General features: G+C 57.0%; 17 protein-coding genes and 1 pseudogene. 6 read left to right on the plus strand and 12 right to left on the minus strand.

From position 1 onward, the window contains the following. Positions 1-4: 4 nt before the first annotated feature. Positions 5-196, plus strand: coding sequence for a hypothetical protein (locus GPL81_RS07285; RefSeq protein WP_160106171.1), 192 nt, complete (start codon positions 5-7; stop codon positions 194-196). Continuing rightward, positions 193-855, plus strand: a complete 663-nt coding sequence (locus GPL81_RS07290; protein WP_160106173.1) for a hypothetical protein — start codon at positions 193-195, stop codon at positions 853-855. The genes GPL81_RS07285 and GPL81_RS07290 overlap by 4 nt, the downstream gene beginning before the upstream one ends. A 30-nt stretch (positions 856-885) precedes the next feature. Here GPL81_RS07290 and GPL81_RS07295 read toward each other — a convergent pair whose 3' ends face one another. The 4 genes from GPL81_RS07295 to GPL81_RS07310 all read right to left on the minus strand — a co-directional run bounded on the left by GPL81_RS07295 (position 886) and on the right by GPL81_RS07310 (position 3907). Beyond that, complete coding sequence (locus GPL81_RS07295) at positions 886-1143, minus strand: hypothetical protein (protein WP_160106174.1); 258 nt, start codon at positions 1141-1143, stop codon at positions 886-888. A gap of 124 nt (positions 1144-1267) precedes the next feature. Next, positions 1268-2182 carry a hypothetical protein gene (locus GPL81_RS07300; protein WP_160106176.1) on the minus strand — a complete coding sequence of 305 codons (915 nt, stop codon included), beginning with the start codon at positions 2180-2182 and terminating at the stop codon, positions 1268-1270. Positions 2183-2261: 79 nt separating this feature from the next. After that, entirely contained in the window at positions 2262-2900 is a 639-nt protein-coding gene (locus GPL81_RS07305) for a hypothetical protein (RefSeq protein ID WP_160106178.1), read from the minus strand. Positions 2901-3244: 344 nt separating this feature from the next. Continuing rightward, a complete protein-coding gene (locus GPL81_RS07310; protein WP_160106179.1) occupies positions 3245-3907 on the minus strand; it encodes a LysE family translocator in 663 nt (220 codons plus the stop codon). Positions 3908-4045: 138 nt separating this feature from the next. On the opposite strand from GPL81_RS07310, the gene alaC reads away from it, so the two are divergent. Further along, the gene (alaC, locus tag GPL81_RS07315; RefSeq protein ID WP_160106181.1) at positions 4046-5260 is read left to right on the plus strand and encodes an alanine transaminase; all 1215 of its coding nucleotides are present in this window, start codon (positions 4046-4048) and stop codon (positions 5258-5260) included. A gap of 182 nt (positions 5261-5442) precedes the next feature. Here alaC and GPL81_RS07320 read toward each other — a convergent pair whose 3' ends face one another. Both GPL81_RS07320 and GPL81_RS07325 read right to left on the minus strand, forming a co-directional pair. After that, complete coding sequence (locus GPL81_RS07320; RefSeq protein ID WP_096509398.1) at positions 5443-6795, minus strand: GntP family permease; 1353 nt, start codon at positions 6793-6795, stop codon at positions 5443-5445. An 82-nt stretch (positions 6796-6877) separates the two neighbouring features. Further along, positions 6878-7411 carry a gluconokinase gene (locus tag GPL81_RS07325; RefSeq protein WP_160106183.1) on the minus strand — a complete coding sequence of 178 codons (534 nt, stop codon included), beginning with the start codon at positions 7409-7411 and terminating at the stop codon, positions 6878-6880. A 215-nt stretch (positions 7412-7626) separates the two neighbouring features. On the opposite strand from GPL81_RS07325, the gene gntR reads away from it, so the two are divergent. Further along, positions 7627-8658 carry an HTH-type transcriptional regulator GntR gene (gene gntR, locus GPL81_RS07330; RefSeq protein ID WP_160106185.1) on the plus strand — a complete coding sequence of 344 codons (1032 nt, stop codon included), beginning with the start codon at positions 7627-7629 and terminating at the stop codon, positions 8656-8658. A gap of 111 nt (positions 8659-8769) precedes the next feature. Here the strand turns inward: gntR and GPL81_RS07335 are convergent, their stop codons facing one another. Then, on the minus strand, positions 8770-9018 hold the full coding sequence (locus tag GPL81_RS07335) for a DUF6124 family protein (RefSeq protein ID WP_160106187.1): 249 nt from the start codon (positions 9016-9018) through the stop codon (positions 8770-8772). Positions 9019-9430: 412 nt separating this feature from the next. Here GPL81_RS07335 and GPL81_RS07340 point away from each other — a divergent pair, with 412 nt between their 5' ends. Both GPL81_RS07340 and GPL81_RS07345 read left to right on the plus strand, forming a co-directional pair. Beyond that, positions 9431-10069, plus strand: coding sequence for a glutathione S-transferase family protein (locus GPL81_RS07340; protein WP_160106189.1), 639 nt, complete (start codon positions 9431-9433; stop codon positions 10067-10069). Positions 10070-10224: 155 nt separating this feature from the next. Further along, on the plus strand, positions 10225-10782 hold the full coding sequence (locus tag GPL81_RS07345; RefSeq protein WP_160106191.1) for a hypothetical protein: 558 nt from the start codon (positions 10225-10227) through the stop codon (positions 10780-10782). Positions 10783-10898: 116 nt separating this feature from the next. Here GPL81_RS07345 and GPL81_RS31925 read toward each other — a convergent pair whose 3' ends face one another. From GPL81_RS31925 to GPL81_RS07365, 5 genes and pseudogenes are all read right to left on the minus strand, one after another. Then, a complete protein-coding gene (locus tag GPL81_RS31925; protein WP_425502542.1) occupies positions 10899-11438 on the minus strand; it encodes a methyl-accepting chemotaxis protein in 540 nt (179 codons plus the stop codon). A gap of 6 nt (positions 11439-11444) precedes the next feature. Continuing rightward, positions 11445-12218: pseudogene (locus tag GPL81_RS31930) on the minus strand (PAS domain-containing protein); the annotation flags it as partial. Between the two features lie 569 nt (positions 12219-12787). Beyond that, positions 12788-13801 carry an ABC transporter substrate-binding protein gene (locus GPL81_RS07355; RefSeq protein ID WP_160106194.1) on the minus strand — a complete coding sequence of 338 codons (1014 nt, stop codon included), beginning with the start codon at positions 13799-13801 and terminating at the stop codon, positions 12788-12790. Continuing rightward, a complete protein-coding gene (locus tag GPL81_RS07360; protein WP_160106196.1) occupies positions 13798-14343 on the minus strand; it encodes a sigma-70 family RNA polymerase sigma factor in 546 nt (181 codons plus the stop codon). The genes GPL81_RS07355 and GPL81_RS07360 overlap by 4 nt, the downstream gene beginning before the upstream one ends. 220 nt (positions 14344-14563) lie before the next feature. Continuing rightward, positions 14564-15355: a phosphate/phosphite/phosphonate ABC transporter substrate-binding protein gene (locus tag GPL81_RS07365; protein WP_160106198.1), complete on the minus strand. Its 792-nt coding sequence runs from the start codon at positions 15353-15355 to the stop codon at positions 14564-14566. Between the last annotated feature and the right edge of the window lie 102 nt (positions 15356-15457).

Raw genomic sequence — 15457 nt, forward strand, 5'->3', positions numbered from 1 at the left:
GACCATGGCCATGCTCTGGTTCACCCCTTTCAGTGATCAATACAGCGAAGCCGCCGCGTTGGCGCAAGCCTTGACCGATTGGATCGCCAAACAGCCGGCACAGCCACAGCAGCCGCTGAAGGTCTTGTTCGTCAAGTACGACGACGGCTCGCTGAGTGCAATGACAACGGAGCCGCTGATGAGGTTGGTGAAATGACCACGCGCATCAAGACCGGTGGCCGTAAACGCGGCTCGATAGATCGTGAAGAACGGAAAGTCCTCACGGACCTGATGGCTGGTGACTTGATGTACTGCTACGCCAAACTCGGGGGGCGTTCCTGGCTGCTGGAATACGCCAAAAATAATCCAAAGGAATTTATCCAGTTTGGGCTAAGCCGCTTATGGCCAGCGCCGCAAAAAAGTGAAGATCCCGAAGTGGTGAATAACAACACCCAAATCAATATCGACAACCTGAGTGAACTAGAAATCGCGCGCCGAATAGCGTTTGTTTTAGCAAAGGCCACGTACTCCAACCCTGCCATAGCACCGCATGTGATCGACATCACGCCTCAAGAAGCACCGCCTGAAGGCTACGCCAACCCAAACATGTGGACACCGCCTGTTGAGGCACCAGACATGCTGCCGGTGGACGAAGATCGGGCCCGTTGGGCCAGTGAGATACCGCTGACACCGCAGGAAAGGGCTGATCAAGCTTTGGTGCGAGAAACCAAACAGACGTCTATCGAGACTTACCGTGGCGGCAACAGTCTCGAGCAAAGCGGCCACGGCATGGCCCAACAACCTGTTGGTAAAGATCCGCGATCCGGGCCGAGGGATCGGATGTTGGCGGCACGGCGGCGCAGAGATTTGCTGTAAAAAGGCCGTCATTGCGACGGCCTTTTTTCGTTACAGGGCCAATCTCTCCTGCCGATTCCGTTGCAGATCCGCCAGCACCAGGGCACCGACATCTTGCATCAGGTGTGGGTCGAATAGGTCGTCTCCCCGGTCGTCAATCAGGCAGAAAGCCACGTTGCCGGCATGCGCTAGCATCAGCAGGCTATCGCCGTCTGGGAGCAGGATCAGGGCGTAGACATCACCGTAGGAGCTTTCAACAAGGGCTTGGCGAATTTGTTGGCGAGCTTGTGCATCGATATTCAGGATCATGGCGGGGCGCTCCTGTTTAGCCTGCATTTATCAAGCGCCCGGCAAGTGGGAATAAATCGGCGCATTTTTATTTTAGACCCACTCAAATCACCCAGTAGAAAAACCGACAGCAGGTGCCGCGCTGCTACTCAATTTCTTTCGTTATCGATTGGATTTTTACCGTAATTTTTAAGTCGCCGAATGGTTTGATGTTGTCCTGAATTCCGGTCACTAAGTTAGTTGAGGCGGCTTTAAACATACCCTGCATCAGTTTTAATCTGGCTTCCTTCATCTCCTGTATTTCAGTTAGCTTAAAATGAGGTAGTAGCGGGGTGTAAAGTTGATCTGCCAATTGAACTGGTCTTGGAAAACAGTTTGGGCTGTAGTATTCATCAACAACCCCCCAGACTCGAATAATAAAGTTAATAGTGCTTACGAAATCCGACCACTCTATGCCTATGCTGTTTGAGTTGTGTGCAACGGATTTATTGCGAAAATTCAAAAAGCGCTTAATTGATGGGTCTCTAGTGGCTTCATCTCTAGCAAACTGTGCAGTTATGTAATGAATTTCGTCAGAGTCAATTATGTTGGACTTCTTAATTTCATCGACATCATGTTTCCATATGTTGGCCAGCGAAAAGTCACCTTCATCATGATTGAATAGCTTTGCTAGCTCACAGCTAATCATAAACGTGATACTTACATTTATCAGGTTGTGAACATAATTATCTTGCGTTAAGAAGAATTTTGAATCTACTTCATTTATAGAGTGCCAAAACGTATAACTTTCCATAATCTGAAGAATGATTTTTTCAATTCCTCTAGGCAAATTCCCGCTTTGATAGTGCGGATCAGCTTTGAGCTTATTTAAATAATCAAGCTGGCCCTGGGTTTGACCAGTTGTATCATAGCCACCGTCAACGATTTCTTGGTTACGCTGAATTTCCTGATCGATTATTTCTTTATCGATGGTGCCGTACAGAAGAAGGATAAAATTATCTTTTATCTTTTCCATATTTTTGAAGTTGATGGCAGTGCAATTTTGCTTAAGGCTTATCATGGCTTATTTACTCTCGGAGAGTATTATTTTTTGGATGTGTACATGATGTATGTAGATTTATCTGTCGGGGTTGGGTGAGCTATTTTGATATATGGTTGTATCTTTGCCATTCTAGTCCTGTGTCTGTTCTGACTGCGTGGAAGTGATTGGTAAATGTTTTAAAGTGGTCTTCGTGCTTTATTTTGTTTGTTGTGTTTGGGTTGTGGTAAAAAACTAGCTCTTTAGTTGCTTTGTACATAACTGCGACTGCGCTTATGTATTTCATTCTATTTGTAAGTAAGCCGTTATGCCTCTTAATTTCTTTAAGGGTGCCATCTTGGGTTTGCATATATTCGGCTGTGCCAAGCATTGCGCTTTTTATGTAGGTTTCAAACAGCAAGTCCTTGGTGCAAAAATCGCGAGCGTCAAATAATACAACGATGCATATGTTGCCCTTGTTACCATAATCTCTGAGCTGGCCGGATGCGGATTTAATGCACTCCGAAACGCGAATAGAGCCTATGCTGTAAATTTCAACGGCTTTAGACTCTACTTTTTTTAAAATTGTTTTCTCAGAAGGATTCTCGTCAAGCTGCTTTATTTCCCAATAGCTCTTTTTACCGCCAATTATAACCTCATAGTCAGGTGTTCTATCTGCTGACTCGACAATTTTGGTATGAGGAATAGCTCTGTTAGAAAGTATGGCCTCAAATAAGATTTCGGATTCAGTCATGTCCATATGAGTTACACCTACTATTAGAAGCGCGAGAGCTAACGAGGGAAAACGCTACACGGGTGACGGTAATCGCACCGTCTGTGAAGGTAGCAGGACACCACCTATTTGCCACTGGTTTGTCGGCTCGTAGCAGCGCGCCTGAATCTGCACCGCGACAGATGCCGACCAGCGGCAGTGTGACCCTGAAGTAACCCCAACTAGAAACGACAAGGGCCTGCATCGCTGTAGGCCACCGTGGTAACTACTCGTGGTAAGCACTAAATGACCAATGGTTGAAATCTATAAAATTCAATAACTTAGATCGATACCGGGTCTGGGAGTATAGAAGCCAAACCCGATTCGCCCAGTTACAGGGCGTGCAACTGCTCGACGGCAGCGGCGCCGACGAACTCGTTGTAACCCGATAGGATCACGTATACCGCGAAATAGCAGAAGATCGCCGCAGATGCCATGTAGGAATAGCGCAGCAACTTGTCGCCGAGCAACTTGCCGCCGTGGCTCGCCACGAAGCACAGGCCGGCGGACCACAGCAATCCGGCGCAGAGAAACCCGCCGAGAAACAACGCCGAGCTGAGGGCTCCGCCACCGCCTGATCGGGCGATCAGCGTGCCACCCACCGCGGCGAACCACAGAATCGCACTGGGCGACGACATGGCGAGGAAAATCCCGCGAAAGAACTCCTTGCGGTGGGAGTTGTGGCCGACCTCGGGGGTCTCGGCCAGCAGCGCCTCGTGGTGGATCGCCGAATAAATCATCTTCGCCGCGAAGTACACCAGCAGCGCCGAGCCGCCGATCCACAACACCCAGCGCACGGTTTCGTATTGCAGCAAAACGGTCATGCCGGCCAGCGCCAGCACGGCATAGATCAGGTCGCCGACGCAGGTACCCAAGCCCAGGGCAAAGCCTTGAAAGTAGCCGCGCTGCATCGCCAGGGTGATCATCGCGATGTTGGCGACCCCGATGTCCAGGCACAGCGAAAGGCTCAGCAAGAAGCCACTGGTAAATTCCATCGACCCAATTCCTTCGGAAAAATTTGTTTACATGGAGGCTGGACAGTCTGCCACAGCTGCCCGTACATTCCGCCACAGGTCACCGCAGTGACCAGCGTCGCTCGGACGGTTCCGGGCGCTTACGTTATCGAGGCAACAATGGCCGAACAAGGTTCGCCGCGCCGCTTTGCGCGCATAGATCGACTCCCCCCTTACGTTTTCAACATCACCGCCGAGCTGAAGATGGCCGCCCGTCGTCGTGGCGAAGACATCATCGACTTGAGCATGGGCAACCCCGACGGCGCCACCCCGCCGCACATCGTCGAAAAGCTGGTGACCGTTGCCCAGCGCGAAGACACCCACGGCTACTCGACGTCCAAGGGCATTCCGCGCCTGCGCCGGGCGATTTCCAATTGGTACAAGGATCGTTATGAGGTCGACATCGACCCGGAAAGCGAAGCCATTGTCACCATCGGTTCCAAGGAAGGCCTGGCGCACTTGATGCTGGCCACCCTCGACCAGGGCGACACCGTACTGGTGCCGAACCCGAGCTACCCGATTCACATCTACGGTGCCGTGATTGCCGGCGCCCAGGTGCGTTCGGTGCCGCTGGTGCCGGGCGTGGATTTCTTCGCCGAGCTGGAACGGGCAATTCGTGGCTCGATCCCGAAACCGAAAATGATGATCCTCGGTTTCCCGTCCAACCCCACCGCCCAGTGCGTGGAGCTGGACTTCTTCGAACGGGTGATCGCCCTCGCCAAGCAGTACGACGTGCTGGTGGTGCATGACCTGGCCTATGCCGACATCGTTTACGACGGCTGGAAGGCCCCGTCAATCATGCAGGTGCCGGGCGCCAAGGACATCGCGGTGGAGTTTTTCACCCTGTCCAAGAGCTACAACATGGCAGGCTGGCGCATCGGTTTCATGGTCGGCAACCCGGAACTGGTCAACGCCCTGGCGCGGATCAAGAGCTACCACGACTACGGCACCTTCACCCCGCTGCAGGTCGCGGCGATTGCCGCACTGGAAGGCGATCAACAATGTGTGCGCGACATCGCCGAGCAATACCGGCAGCGGCGCAACGTGCTGGTCAAGGGCCTGCATGAATTGGGCTGGATGGTGGAAAACCCGAAAGCGTCGATGTACGTCTGGGCCAAGATTCCCGAAGCCTATGCCCATCTGGGCTCGCTGGAATTCGCCAAGAAACTGCTGGCCGAAGCCAAGGTCTGCGTCTCGCCGGGCGTGGGCTTCGGTGAGTACGGGGACGATCACGTGCGCTTCGCCCTGATCGAAAACCAGGACCGGATCCGCCAGGCCGTGCGCGGGATTCGCGGGATGTTCCGGGCGGATGGATTGGTGCAAAAAAACATCTGACGACACGTCACCCTGTGGGAGCGGGCTTGCCCGCGAAGGCGTCGTGTCAGTCGACATCAATGTTGTCTGACCCACCGCATTCGCGGGCAAGCCCGCTCCCACAGGTTTCATTGTTCAGCCTGGAAATTGCTCACCCACAAAAAAACCGCATCGCTGCGGTTTTTTTGTATCTAGCGGATCGCTTAAACGAACAACGACAACAACAGAATAAAGCCCAACCCCACCACCGACAGAATGGTCTCCATCGCCGTCCAGGTCTTGAACGTCTCTGCCACGGTCATGTTGAAGTACTGCTTGACCAGCCAGAAACCGGCATCGTTAACGTGCGACAGGATCAACGAACCGGCACCGGTCGCCAGCACCAGCAGCTCACGGTTAACCCCCGGAATCATCCCCACCACCGGCACCACGATGCCTGCGCCCGTAATGGTCGCCACCGTCGCCGAACCGGTGGCGATACGGATCACCGCCGCCACCAACCAGGCCAGCAGGATTGGCGAAATTTGCGCGGCGACAGCCATATGACCGATCACATCACCCACGCCGCTGGTTACCAGCATCTGCTTGAAGCCACCACCGGCACCGATGATCAGGATGATCGCGGCGGTCGGTGCAAGGCTGGCGTCCAGCCATTTGAGGATCTGTTGCGAGCCGATGCCCTGCTTGTAGCCGAAGGTGTACAGCGACAGCAGCAACGCGATCAGCAGTGCCGAAATCGGGTGACCGATCAGGTCCATGAAGGTGCGGAAGAAATTACCGTCCGGCAGCACCACATCGGCGAAAGTCTTGAGCAGCATCAGGAACACCGGCGACAGCACGGTGACCAGGGTGATGCCGAAGCTCGGCAGATCGGCTGAATCCGTCTCGCGCGCCAGTTGATCCACCAGTTCCTGGTTCGGATGACCGGGGATGTGCTTGGCGATGAACGTACCGTAAATCGGACCGGCAATGATCGCCGTCGGCAGCGCCACGATCAGGCCGTAGAGAATGGTCTTGCCGATGTCGGCACCGAACACGCCGATGGCCAACAGCGGACCTGGGTGCGGTGGCACCAGGCCGTGAACGGCGGACAGGCCGGCCAGCAGCGGGATACCGATCTTGATGATCGACACGCCGGTGCGGCGGGCGACGATGAACACCAGCGGGATCAGCAGCACGAAGCCGATTTCGAAGAACAACGGAATGCCCACCAGGAACGCGGCGAACATCATCGCCCACTGCACCTTATCCTTGCCGAAGGCGCGGATCAGGGTCTGGGCGATCTGATCAGCCCCACCCGATTCGGCCATCATTTTGCCGAGCATGGTGCCCAACGCGAGGATGATCCCGACAAACCCGAGCACGCCACCGAAGCCGTCCTGGAATGCCTTGATGATGGTGCCGATCGGCATGCCGGAGGTCAGCCCGAGGAAGGCGGCGGCGATGATCAGGGCAATAAAGGGGTGAAACTTGAACTTGGTGATCAGGACGATAAGCCCGATCACCGTCACCACTGCATCGAGCAGCAGGAACGTCTCGTGGGACATGCCAAACATTAGGGGTGTCTCCTGGTTGTTGTTGTTATTAAAGCGGGTAATTCGAAGGCCATAAGGACAGCGCTATCTCTGCAAGCAAAATTTAACCGGCGCGTTTCAGGCCGTGCTCGAGCCACCAGTGGTGCGCTTGCACGGCCAGCTCATCGACGCTGTGGGTCGACGCATCGAGGGCCAGGGTCAACGGCTCGCCGATGGGGGATTCGAGGGTGGCGAACTGGCTGGCGATCAGGGTCGACGGCATGAAGTGGCCAGGCCGATGGGAGACACGGTCGGCGGCGACTTCGGGGGTCAGTTCCAGGAACACGAAGCCCAGGCCCGGCAAGGCGCTGCGCAGACGTTCGCGATAAATGTGTTTGAGGGCCGAGCACGTCAGCACGGGGCGCTGGCCCGTGGCGTCGACACGGCGCAGTTCATCGCACAGGCTGTCGAGCCAGCCGGCACGGTCTTCATCGTTCAGGGGGATTCCCGCGCTCATCTTTTCGATGTTGGCGGCAGGATGGAAAGTGTCGCCTTCAATGGCAGTGGCGCCGCTGAGTTGGCACAAGGCCTCGCTGACGCACGTCTTGCCGCAACCGGCAACGCCCATGATGACCAGGGCGGTGATGGGATGATTCATGTAACACCTCAGCGCGCAGACAGCGCTACCTTTGCCAGTTATGACACTAGACCAAAAGCAGGAGTTGCCGACGCCTTTCTTGTCATTTTATGGGTTGCAGCAGGTTAAGTCTCAACGCCAAAAAGCGAGGATCAGGCGAACCCCCGCTCACGCATTTGCAGCTGCATCGAGACAGCGCTACCTTAGTGCCTTGAATTTTGTTTGGCAAGCCGTCGATGAACTCAACCAAGAACGATAAAAATACGCGCACCACTGGCCGCCCTACCCTCAACGAAGTTGCGCGCCTGGCCGGTGTCAGCCCGATTACCGCGTCCCGCGCCTTGCGCGGCGTCAGCACCGTGGCCACGGAACTGGTGGAAAAGGTGCAGAACGCGGCGCTTGAACTCAACTACGTGGTCAACTCTGCTGCCCGCGCCCTGGCCTCGGCCCAGAGCCACTCGGTAGTGGTGTTGGTGCCATCGTTGTCCAACCTGCTGTTCATCGACACCCTGGAAGCCATTCATCAGGTTTTGCGCCCCAAGGGCTTCGAAGTGCTGATCGGCAACTTCCATTATTCGCGCGACGAAGAAGAAAACCTGCTGCGCAACTACATGGCCTATCAGCCCCGTGGCTTGCTGCTCACCGGTTTCGACCGCACCGAAAGTTCGCGCCGGATGATCGAGGCGAGCAACATTCCCTGCGTGTACATGATGGAACTGGACAGCGCCGCCGGCCTCAATTGCGTCGGTTTTTCACAACTGTCTGCCGGCGAAACGGCCGCCGAACATTTGCTGTCCCGCGGCCGCAAACGCCTGGCCTACATCGGCGCGCAACTCGACCAGCGCACATTGTTGCGTGGCGAAGGTTACCGCCGCGCCCTGCAAAAGGCCGGTCTGTATGACCCGGCTCTGGAAGTGCTGACGCCGCGCCCGTCTTCGGTCGGCCTGGGCGGCGAGTTGTTCCTGCAGATGATGGCCAGTCATCCCGACGTCGATGCAATCTTCTTCGGCAACGACGACCTGGCCCAGGGGGCATTGCTCGAAGCCATGCGCTGCGGGATCAAGATCCCCGAGCAGGTGGCGATCCTCGGTTTCAACGACCTGCCTGCCTCGGCCCACATGGTCCCGCGCCTGAGCAGCATCAGCACCCCGCGCGAAGCCATCGGCCGTCGCGCGGCAGAGCAGATGCTGACGCTGATGGCCGGCAACACCGTGGCCAAGCCGGTGCAGGACATGGGGTTTGAGTTGAAGGTGCGCGAGAGTACCTGACCGCCCGTTTACTGTAGGAGCGGGCTTGCTGGCGAAAGCGGTGTGTCAGGCGCCATGCGTGTCGTTTGATGCGCCGCCTTCGCCAGCAAGCCGGCTCCTACAGGTCGGCGATCAATCCTGCGGGTCGAGATTATCCAGCGCCCGATTCACCGCCAGCTCGGCCAGCATGACAATCTGTGCAATCGCCAGTGCCGTGTTGCGATGGCTGCCCTCCAGAAAAGTAGCAAAGTCATTGGTCATGACACTCGCCGAGGCCAGCGATTCGCAGGCATGGGCCAGCAGTGTTTCATTATTGATGTCCGGAGCGATCTGGAACATGGGACTGGGATTGCGCGGGGGGTTTGGCGTGGGTTTGAACATGGCAATGCTCCTAGAGTGATGGAGCTGCCACAGTTCGCTGCTAGACGAACATAAGGTGGCAGCCGCGCGTGGGCTAGCAGACCAGGACTCTAGAACCCGGTAGACCCGAAGGTCTTCCCACGCACAGCCGCCATAACGTGAACCCATCACGAACGGTGGACGCCATGCGTCTAAAGTGTCCGGGCTGCTAGACCCGATCGCTGATTTTCAGCGACTCGGAACAATAGAACCCGGATACCAGACGCACAAGTCGGCGGATTCTGGCTTAGTTGTAGGCAAGGGTGCAAGAAATCGCCGCTTGCGGAAATCCTCTGAAACCCCTTGCCTACAGACCATTTTACGTACTTGAAGTCGACCGTTGGCAGGCTCACTATGATTTTCCGACGCCTTGATTCGCTGACGGAGTAGCAACATGGACCATGCACTGAAAATTCTTGGCAAAGCCTCGTCGATCAATGTCAGAAAAGTCCTGTGGACCTGCGAGGAACTGGGCCTTTCCTACGAGCGCGAGGATTGGGGCAGCGGATTTGGCTCGACCCACAGTCCCGAGTTCCTCAGGTTCAATCCCAACGCCCAGGTGCCGGTGATCATCGATGAGAACGGGGTGCTCTGGGAGTCCAACACCATTTGCCGCTACCTGGCTGGCAAGCACCACCATCATCACAATGAGCTGTTGCCTGTCGAGCCGGCCGCCCGCGCCGGGGTGGAGCAGTGGATGGATTGGCAGGCCACCGATCTCAATTCGTCCTGGAGCTACGCGTTCATGGCACTGGTGCGCAAAGACCCGGAGTTCCAGGACCCGCATCGCGTGGAAGTCAGCGTGCGTGGCTGGAACCAGAAAATGGGCATCCTCGAACATCAACTCGCGACCACCAAGGCGTATGTCGCCGGGGCCCGATTTACCCTGGCCGATATCGTCATCGGCCTGTCCGTCAACCGCTGGCTGATGACCCCCATGGAGCGTCCCGACTTCCCTGCCATCGATGACTATTTCAAGCGTCTGGCACCACAAACCGGATTTCTCAAACATTGCTGCAATGGCTTGCCCTGAATGCCACGTTTGCCGTTCGTCGGCAAACATCTGCCGATATTGCCCGTCGACATTTGCAAAATTTATCTCAACCAATTGATTTTTAAGGAGTTAATTTTAAGGCACAGTATTTGCTGAAAACACTGCACCGCCATCACCCACAAGGTCTGCTCATCATGTTGGTCAGTGCAAAATCAACCCTGGTAACACCACTCCCCAAACGTCCCGGCGAAGACCCGACCACCGAAGCCGCCGCCGGGCTTCAAAGTGCCATGGCCCAGGCGCTGCAAAACAATGTGCAGGCGCAAACCGCGCAAGCCAGCACGCAGGTCCAGGAATCCGCCACCGGGCAAGCCACGCAACAGGTCAGCGAAGCCACGCGGATCAGCGACAACGTCGATGAGGCGTTTGCCAAGACCCGCGTGAACCTGCAAGCCGTCAATGCGCCGCTGCCGGATGGGGTCAAGGATCGGATCAAGGATGGCTCGGCCACTTCCGAATTCAAGGAGTACATGAGCAAGACCCCGGAACAACGCATGCGCGATGCGGTTCTGCAAGAAATGGGGCTGACCCAGGAAGAGGTTGATCAAATGCCGCCGGAGAAGCAAAAAGCTGTGGGTGAGGAGATTGCCCAGCGCATGGAAGACAAGCGCCAGATTGCAGAGGCTGAGAAAGCCCGGGGCAGCGAAAAAACCGGTGCCCAGGTGGTGGATAAGTTCCTGGCTTCGCTCTGATCGGTGGCTACAACCCCGCACCTGTGGGAGCAAGGCTTGCCCGCGATGGCGATTTCACTGACGCTATCGCGAGCAAGCTTTGCTCCCACAAAAAAAGATCCGGTGACCTAGCAGCGTCAGTTCAACTGCAACGTCGAGTTGAACTGGCTGATCGCATCCACCACGTGCCGCGAGCCCTGCTGAATCTCCAGAATCACCTCCCCCGCCTCGTTCGCCAGTTCCACGCCGAGCCCGGTTCGACTCAGGCTCGACTGCATGCTCGACACTGCGCTCACCGATAAATCGTGGTTCTTGCGCACCACATCAACGATCTCCACCGTCGCCTGGCTGGTGCGCGCGGCGAGGCTGCGCACTTCATCGGCCACCACCGCAAATCCGCGTCCATGCTCGCCAGCGCGGGCCGCCTCGATGGCGGCGTTGAGCGCCAGCAGGTTGGTCTGATCGGCGATGCCCCGGATGGTTTGCACAATGGTGCCGATGATGTCGGACTGCTTGCTCACCGCATCGATGCTCAGCGCCGCTTCGTTCAAGTCTTTGGAGATGTCCTGAATGATCTGCACCGTCTGCTGCACCACCTCGGATCCCTTGCGCGCGCAGGCGTCGTTTTGCACCGAGGTGCTGTGGGCCGATTCTGCGGCAGTTTGCAGGGTGGTCATTTGGCTGGTGATATCGCTGGCGAACTTCACCACCTTGTACAGCCGCCCCTTGGCGTCGAACAGCGGGTTGTAGGACGCCTCCAGGAAAACCGTATGACCGTATTTGTCTTTGCGTTCGAAACGGTGCGAGTGATATTCGCCGCGATTGAGTGACGCCCAGAATGCCTTGTAGGCCGGCGACTCGGCTTCGGCACGGTGACAGAACAGGCTGTGGTGCTGCCCGATGACTTCATTGAGCGAGTAATGCATGGTCTTGAGGAAGTTTTCGTTGGCCGTGATCACCTTGCCGTCCGGGGTGAATTCGATCACCGCCATGGATCGCCCGATCGCCGCCAGCCTGCTTGCGTTTTCGTGTTCCTTGTTGACCCTGTCGGTGATGTCCGTGGCGACTTTGATCACGCTGCGCACCTGGCGATCAGGGCCATACACCGGCATATAACTGGCTTCGAGCCAGATTTCCCTGCCGCTTTTGTTCAGGCGCAAAAAGGTCCCGCTGACCGCTTCGCCACGGGCCAGATCACGCCACAATTTGGCGTACTCCTCACTGCGGTAAAAGGCTTCTTCGCAAAATATCCGGTGGTGTTTGCCGCGTACCTCGTCGGCGCCGTAACCCATGGCGTTGCAAAAGTTTTCGTTGGCATCCAGTACGAAGCCGTCGGGCGTGAACTCAATCATTGCCATTGAACGACTGACTGCAGCCAACTTGGCATTGGCTTCGGTCAGCGCACAACTGAAGCGTTCGATTTCCAGCAAGTCAGCCTTGTTATGCAGGTTGAACATGTTCGTTTCACCCCAAGCGCGGTCTTTTGATTAATGAAAGTAACGGTTCTTTCATATCCACCACTACGTTAGCGGGAACAGGTGCGCGCGCTCCCCCCCAAAAGAAGGAGACTTGTCAGGTCATTGTTTGATGTTGAATCGGAGGGTCCCTATTGCGACGTCCTCATCAAGGCATCCTTTTCTCGATAGCCCGGAGCCGGGCAAGCCCTAACGCGCTCATAAGAAAATTCCATTTAGCGTTTCGCTCCCTGTCGTTCCGTGTGGGTGCCTTGGCTTGCGCACTCTCGGCGGTCTCAATCCTTGTCATCCGATTGCGGCCGACATATTTAGTTACGAGTGAGCATAGACAGCGGTCCGGGCTTAGCAAGGCCACTAGTCGGCCACTATTCAGGACAAAATCGGTTCAGCTAGAGGTTTGCCTGGGCAGCGTTAGCCGTAGATTCGGTGCAAGCCGAAAAATCGCTTCGCGGGCAAGCCCCTTGCTCCCACAGGTACAGCGCAATCCCGTAGGAGCGAGCGGTACGATGGTCCGACTTGCCCGCGAAGGCTATTGACCAAACATCATTGAATTACAGACTTGCACTCACCTTGCTGGCCACCTCCCCCGGCACCCAACCCTTCCACACCTGCGGCTGCTCACGCAAAAACGCTTCGGCCACTTCACGGGGCTTCTGCCGTTTTTCGCTCATCTGCCCCAGGGTCTGATTCAACAGATCGATCGGCAAGTCGACCTTTTCGAAGAACGCCACCAGGTCTGGGTACTGCGCCTTGAACGGCGCGGACACGCCGATTGCCAGGCTGGCCGGCATCGAACGGGTGCCTTTGGGGTTCGGGTTGTTGGCATCGGCCAGGGTTTTCCAGGCTTCGGCATCGAACGGCGGTTCGTCGAGCTTCACCAGTTTGAAGCGCCCCAACAGCGGCGTCGGCGACCAGTAGTAGAACAGCACCGGTTTGCCGCGACGAATCGATGAGGCCACTTCGGCATCCAGCGCTGCGCCGGAACCGGTGCGGAAGTTGACGAAGCTTGCCGTCAGGTCGTAGGCCTTGAGTTTCTGGCTGTTGACGATCTCCGAGGTCCAGCCGGTGGGGCTATTGAGGAAGCGCCCGCGATTCGGGTCTTCGGGGTCGCGGAACACGTCCTTGTACTTCGCCAGGTCAGCCACGGACTTCAACTGCGGCGCCAACGGTTTGATGCCGCGCTCCGGGTCACCCTTGATCACGTATTCCGGCACCCACCAACCTTCGGTAGCGCCCTTGACCGTGTCGCCCAGGCCAAACACTTTGCCCTCCGCGGCGGCTTTGACCCAGGCCGGACTGCGCCCGGCCCACTCTTCACCGATCACTTGAATGTCATTTTTGGCCAGCGCCGCTTCGAGGCTGACGGTGCTGCCCGGCAAGGTATCGGTCGGGTAGCCATAACCTTTTTCGACGATCAGGCGCAGGATCTCGGTGATGAGGCTACCGCTTTCCCAGGTGATGTCACCGAAGTGGATAGGCGCGGCTTTTTCTGCCGCCGGTGCCTGGTTGGCCATCAGGCTCAGGGCCAGCAGCGAACTGCCGAGCAGGGTTTTGATCGATCTCATGCGGACCTCTTGTCAGTAAGGCGGTTCAGGAATTGATTGGCGCTGTGGCGGTCACACAAGGCCTGGGAGCGGGTCATGTAGACGCTGACCGAACGCAGGGAAATGCCCAGCTCGGCGGCGATTTGCGGGTAGGTCAGGCCGTCGACCCGCGACAACAGAAACGTGGCCCTGACCTTGCCCGGCAGGCGCGCCAGCGTACGGTCGAGGCCATGCAGCGCCTGGGTCAGTTGCGCCAGTTCTTCGGGCGAAGGCATTGAAGGTTGATCAACCTGTTGCAGTTGATCCAGGTGCCGGCGCTCCAGATCGTGGCGGCGCCACAGTTGATAAATCAATCGACGGGCGATGGTGGTTAGCAAGGCGCGGGGTTCGCGGATCGATACCGGCTGCGGCGCTTCGAGCAACTGCACGAAGGCTTCGGCGGCGATGTCCTCGACACTGGCGGCGGTGCCCAGGTAGTGGCGCAATCGAGCGCATAACCAGGGGTAATGGGCGCGGAACAGTCGGCCCACGTCATGGCGATGGGAAAGGTCGGTGCCGGACATAGTGGCTCCAGGGGTTAGGGGTCGCTGAATGTCCGGTCGTCCGGTGACGCGATCCTAGCAAGGAGCCTTATTCATTAATAATATTTAAAATTCATTTTTATATTCACTTTGGGAATATAAATTTGTGATGTTTGCGAGATTGCTTTCGCGGGCAAGCCTTGCTCCCACAGGACTGCGATGTGCCTGTGGGAGCAAGGCTTGCCCGCGATAAATCGTCCAGTCACCGCAACCTTTCGAAGCCCAACGCCTGCGCTTGCTGCTGGTAATCCAGAACGATCTGATAGTCGCTTTCACTGGCCGGCAACACTTCCCGCAAACCAAGCACCTCTGCCACCTCCGGCAAATCGCCCAACGCCTGATTCATCACCCGCCGAATCTCCTCAACCTGTTCATCACTGACACCCGCAGCGGTGATGTACGGCAACGTCGGGCTCAATGCACTGCGAGCGACAACCCGCAACCCGGCCACCTCCTCGGCGGCGTAACGGGCCAGATACGCGTAGGTCACACTGTCGATGGACGCCAGGTCGGCAAGGTCTTCGCGCAACCAACGCAGGCTTTCGCGGTGGCTGCCGCTGATACCGACCCGGGCAAAAAACTGCCCGTCCCGATGCAACGGCGCCAGTCGATGGCGCAACAAGTTCATGCCGCTGTTGGAGTCCTCGCCATTGATCACGCCACGGCTGCCATGAAAGTCCGGCAGGGTTCGCCGTGGATTGTCGACGCGACTGAGCAACAGACTGCAATGGTTGCCGTCGCTGCTGTCCGGCAGTTCGTAGCGTGGGCGCCCGAGGATCCGGACCTGGCCGCGCAACGCGGTCATCAGCGGATAGCCGCAGGTTTGCGTCAGGAGTAACTGCGGTGACAGCCAGAGGTCCATCAAAGACAAACCTTCAGCGTCGCGGCGGGTGACACCGAGTCGCTCGAGGATGCGCGTCAGCCAGCGCTCGTTGGCCTGGTGGATGGGTTCAGGGGCGACATACATCAGCAATTCGGCGAGGTGTTGAGTCATCAAGAAAATCCCATACAACGATGATCCCCCTGTAGGAGCGAGCCTGCTCGCGATGGCGGCGAGTCAGTCGACATCACTGGCGTCTGACACGACGCCATCGCG

It is taken from the genome of Pseudomonas izuensis (genome assembly GCF_009861505.1).
Taxonomy (GTDB): Bacteria; Pseudomonadota; Gammaproteobacteria; order Pseudomonadales; family Pseudomonadaceae; genus Aquipseudomonas; species Aquipseudomonas izuensis.

Excerpts from the sequence above, each read along its gene's own strand:
- GPL81_RS07305 (WP_160106178.1), bottom strand. The coding sequence starts at position 2,900 with ATGGACATGACTGAATCCGAAATCTTATTTGAGGCCATACTTTCTAAC.
- GPL81_RS07300 (WP_160106176.1), bottom strand. The coding sequence starts at position 2,182 with ATGATAAGCCTTAAGCAAAATTGCACTGCCATCAACTTCAAAAATATG.
- gntR (WP_160106185.1), top strand. The coding sequence starts at position 7,627 with ATGAACTCAACCAAGAACGATAAAAATACGCGCACCACTGGCCGCCCT.
- GPL81_RS31925 (WP_425502542.1), bottom strand. The coding sequence starts at position 11,438 with ATGACCACCCTGCAAACTGCCGCAGAATCGGCCCACAGCACCTCGGTG.
- GPL81_RS07345 (WP_160106191.1), top strand. The coding sequence starts at position 10,225 with ATGTTGGTCAGTGCAAAATCAACCCTGGTAACACCACTCCCCAAACGT.
- GPL81_RS07285 (WP_160106171.1), top strand. The coding sequence starts at position 5 with ATGGCCATGCTCTGGTTCACCCCTTTCAGTGATCAATACAGCGAAGCC.
- GPL81_RS07325 (WP_160106183.1), bottom strand. The coding sequence starts at position 7,411 with ATGAATCATCCCATCACCGCCCTGGTCATCATGGGCGTTGCCGGTTGC.
- GPL81_RS07290 (WP_160106173.1), top strand. The coding sequence starts at position 193 with ATGACCACGCGCATCAAGACCGGTGGCCGTAAACGCGGCTCGATAGAT.
- GPL81_RS07295 (WP_160106174.1), bottom strand. The coding sequence starts at position 1,143 with ATGATCCTGAATATCGATGCACAAGCTCGCCAACAAATTCGCCAAGCC.
- GPL81_RS07365 (WP_160106198.1), bottom strand. The coding sequence starts at position 15,355 with ATGACTCAACACCTCGCCGAATTGCTGATGTATGTCGCCCCTGAACCC.
- GPL81_RS07310 (WP_160106179.1), bottom strand. The coding sequence starts at position 3,907 with ATGGAATTTACCAGTGGCTTCTTGCTGAGCCTTTCGCTGTGCCTGGAC.
- GPL81_RS07340 (WP_160106189.1), top strand. The coding sequence starts at position 9,431 with ATGGACCATGCACTGAAAATTCTTGGCAAAGCCTCGTCGATCAATGTC.
- GPL81_RS07355 (WP_160106194.1), bottom strand. The coding sequence starts at position 13,801 with ATGAGATCGATCAAAACCCTGCTCGGCAGTTCGCTGCTGGCCCTGAGC.
- GPL81_RS07320 (WP_096509398.1), bottom strand. The coding sequence starts at position 6,795 with ATGTTTGGCATGTCCCACGAGACGTTCCTGCTGCTCGATGCAGTGGTG.
- alaC (WP_160106181.1), top strand. The coding sequence starts at position 4,046 with ATGGCCGAACAAGGTTCGCCGCGCCGCTTTGCGCGCATAGATCGACTC.
- GPL81_RS07360 (WP_160106196.1), bottom strand. The coding sequence starts at position 14,343 with ATGTCCGGCACCGACCTTTCCCATCGCCATGACGTGGGCCGACTGTTC.
- GPL81_RS07335 (WP_160106187.1), bottom strand. The coding sequence starts at position 9,018 with ATGTTCAAACCCACGCCAAACCCCCCGCGCAATCCCAGTCCCATGTTC.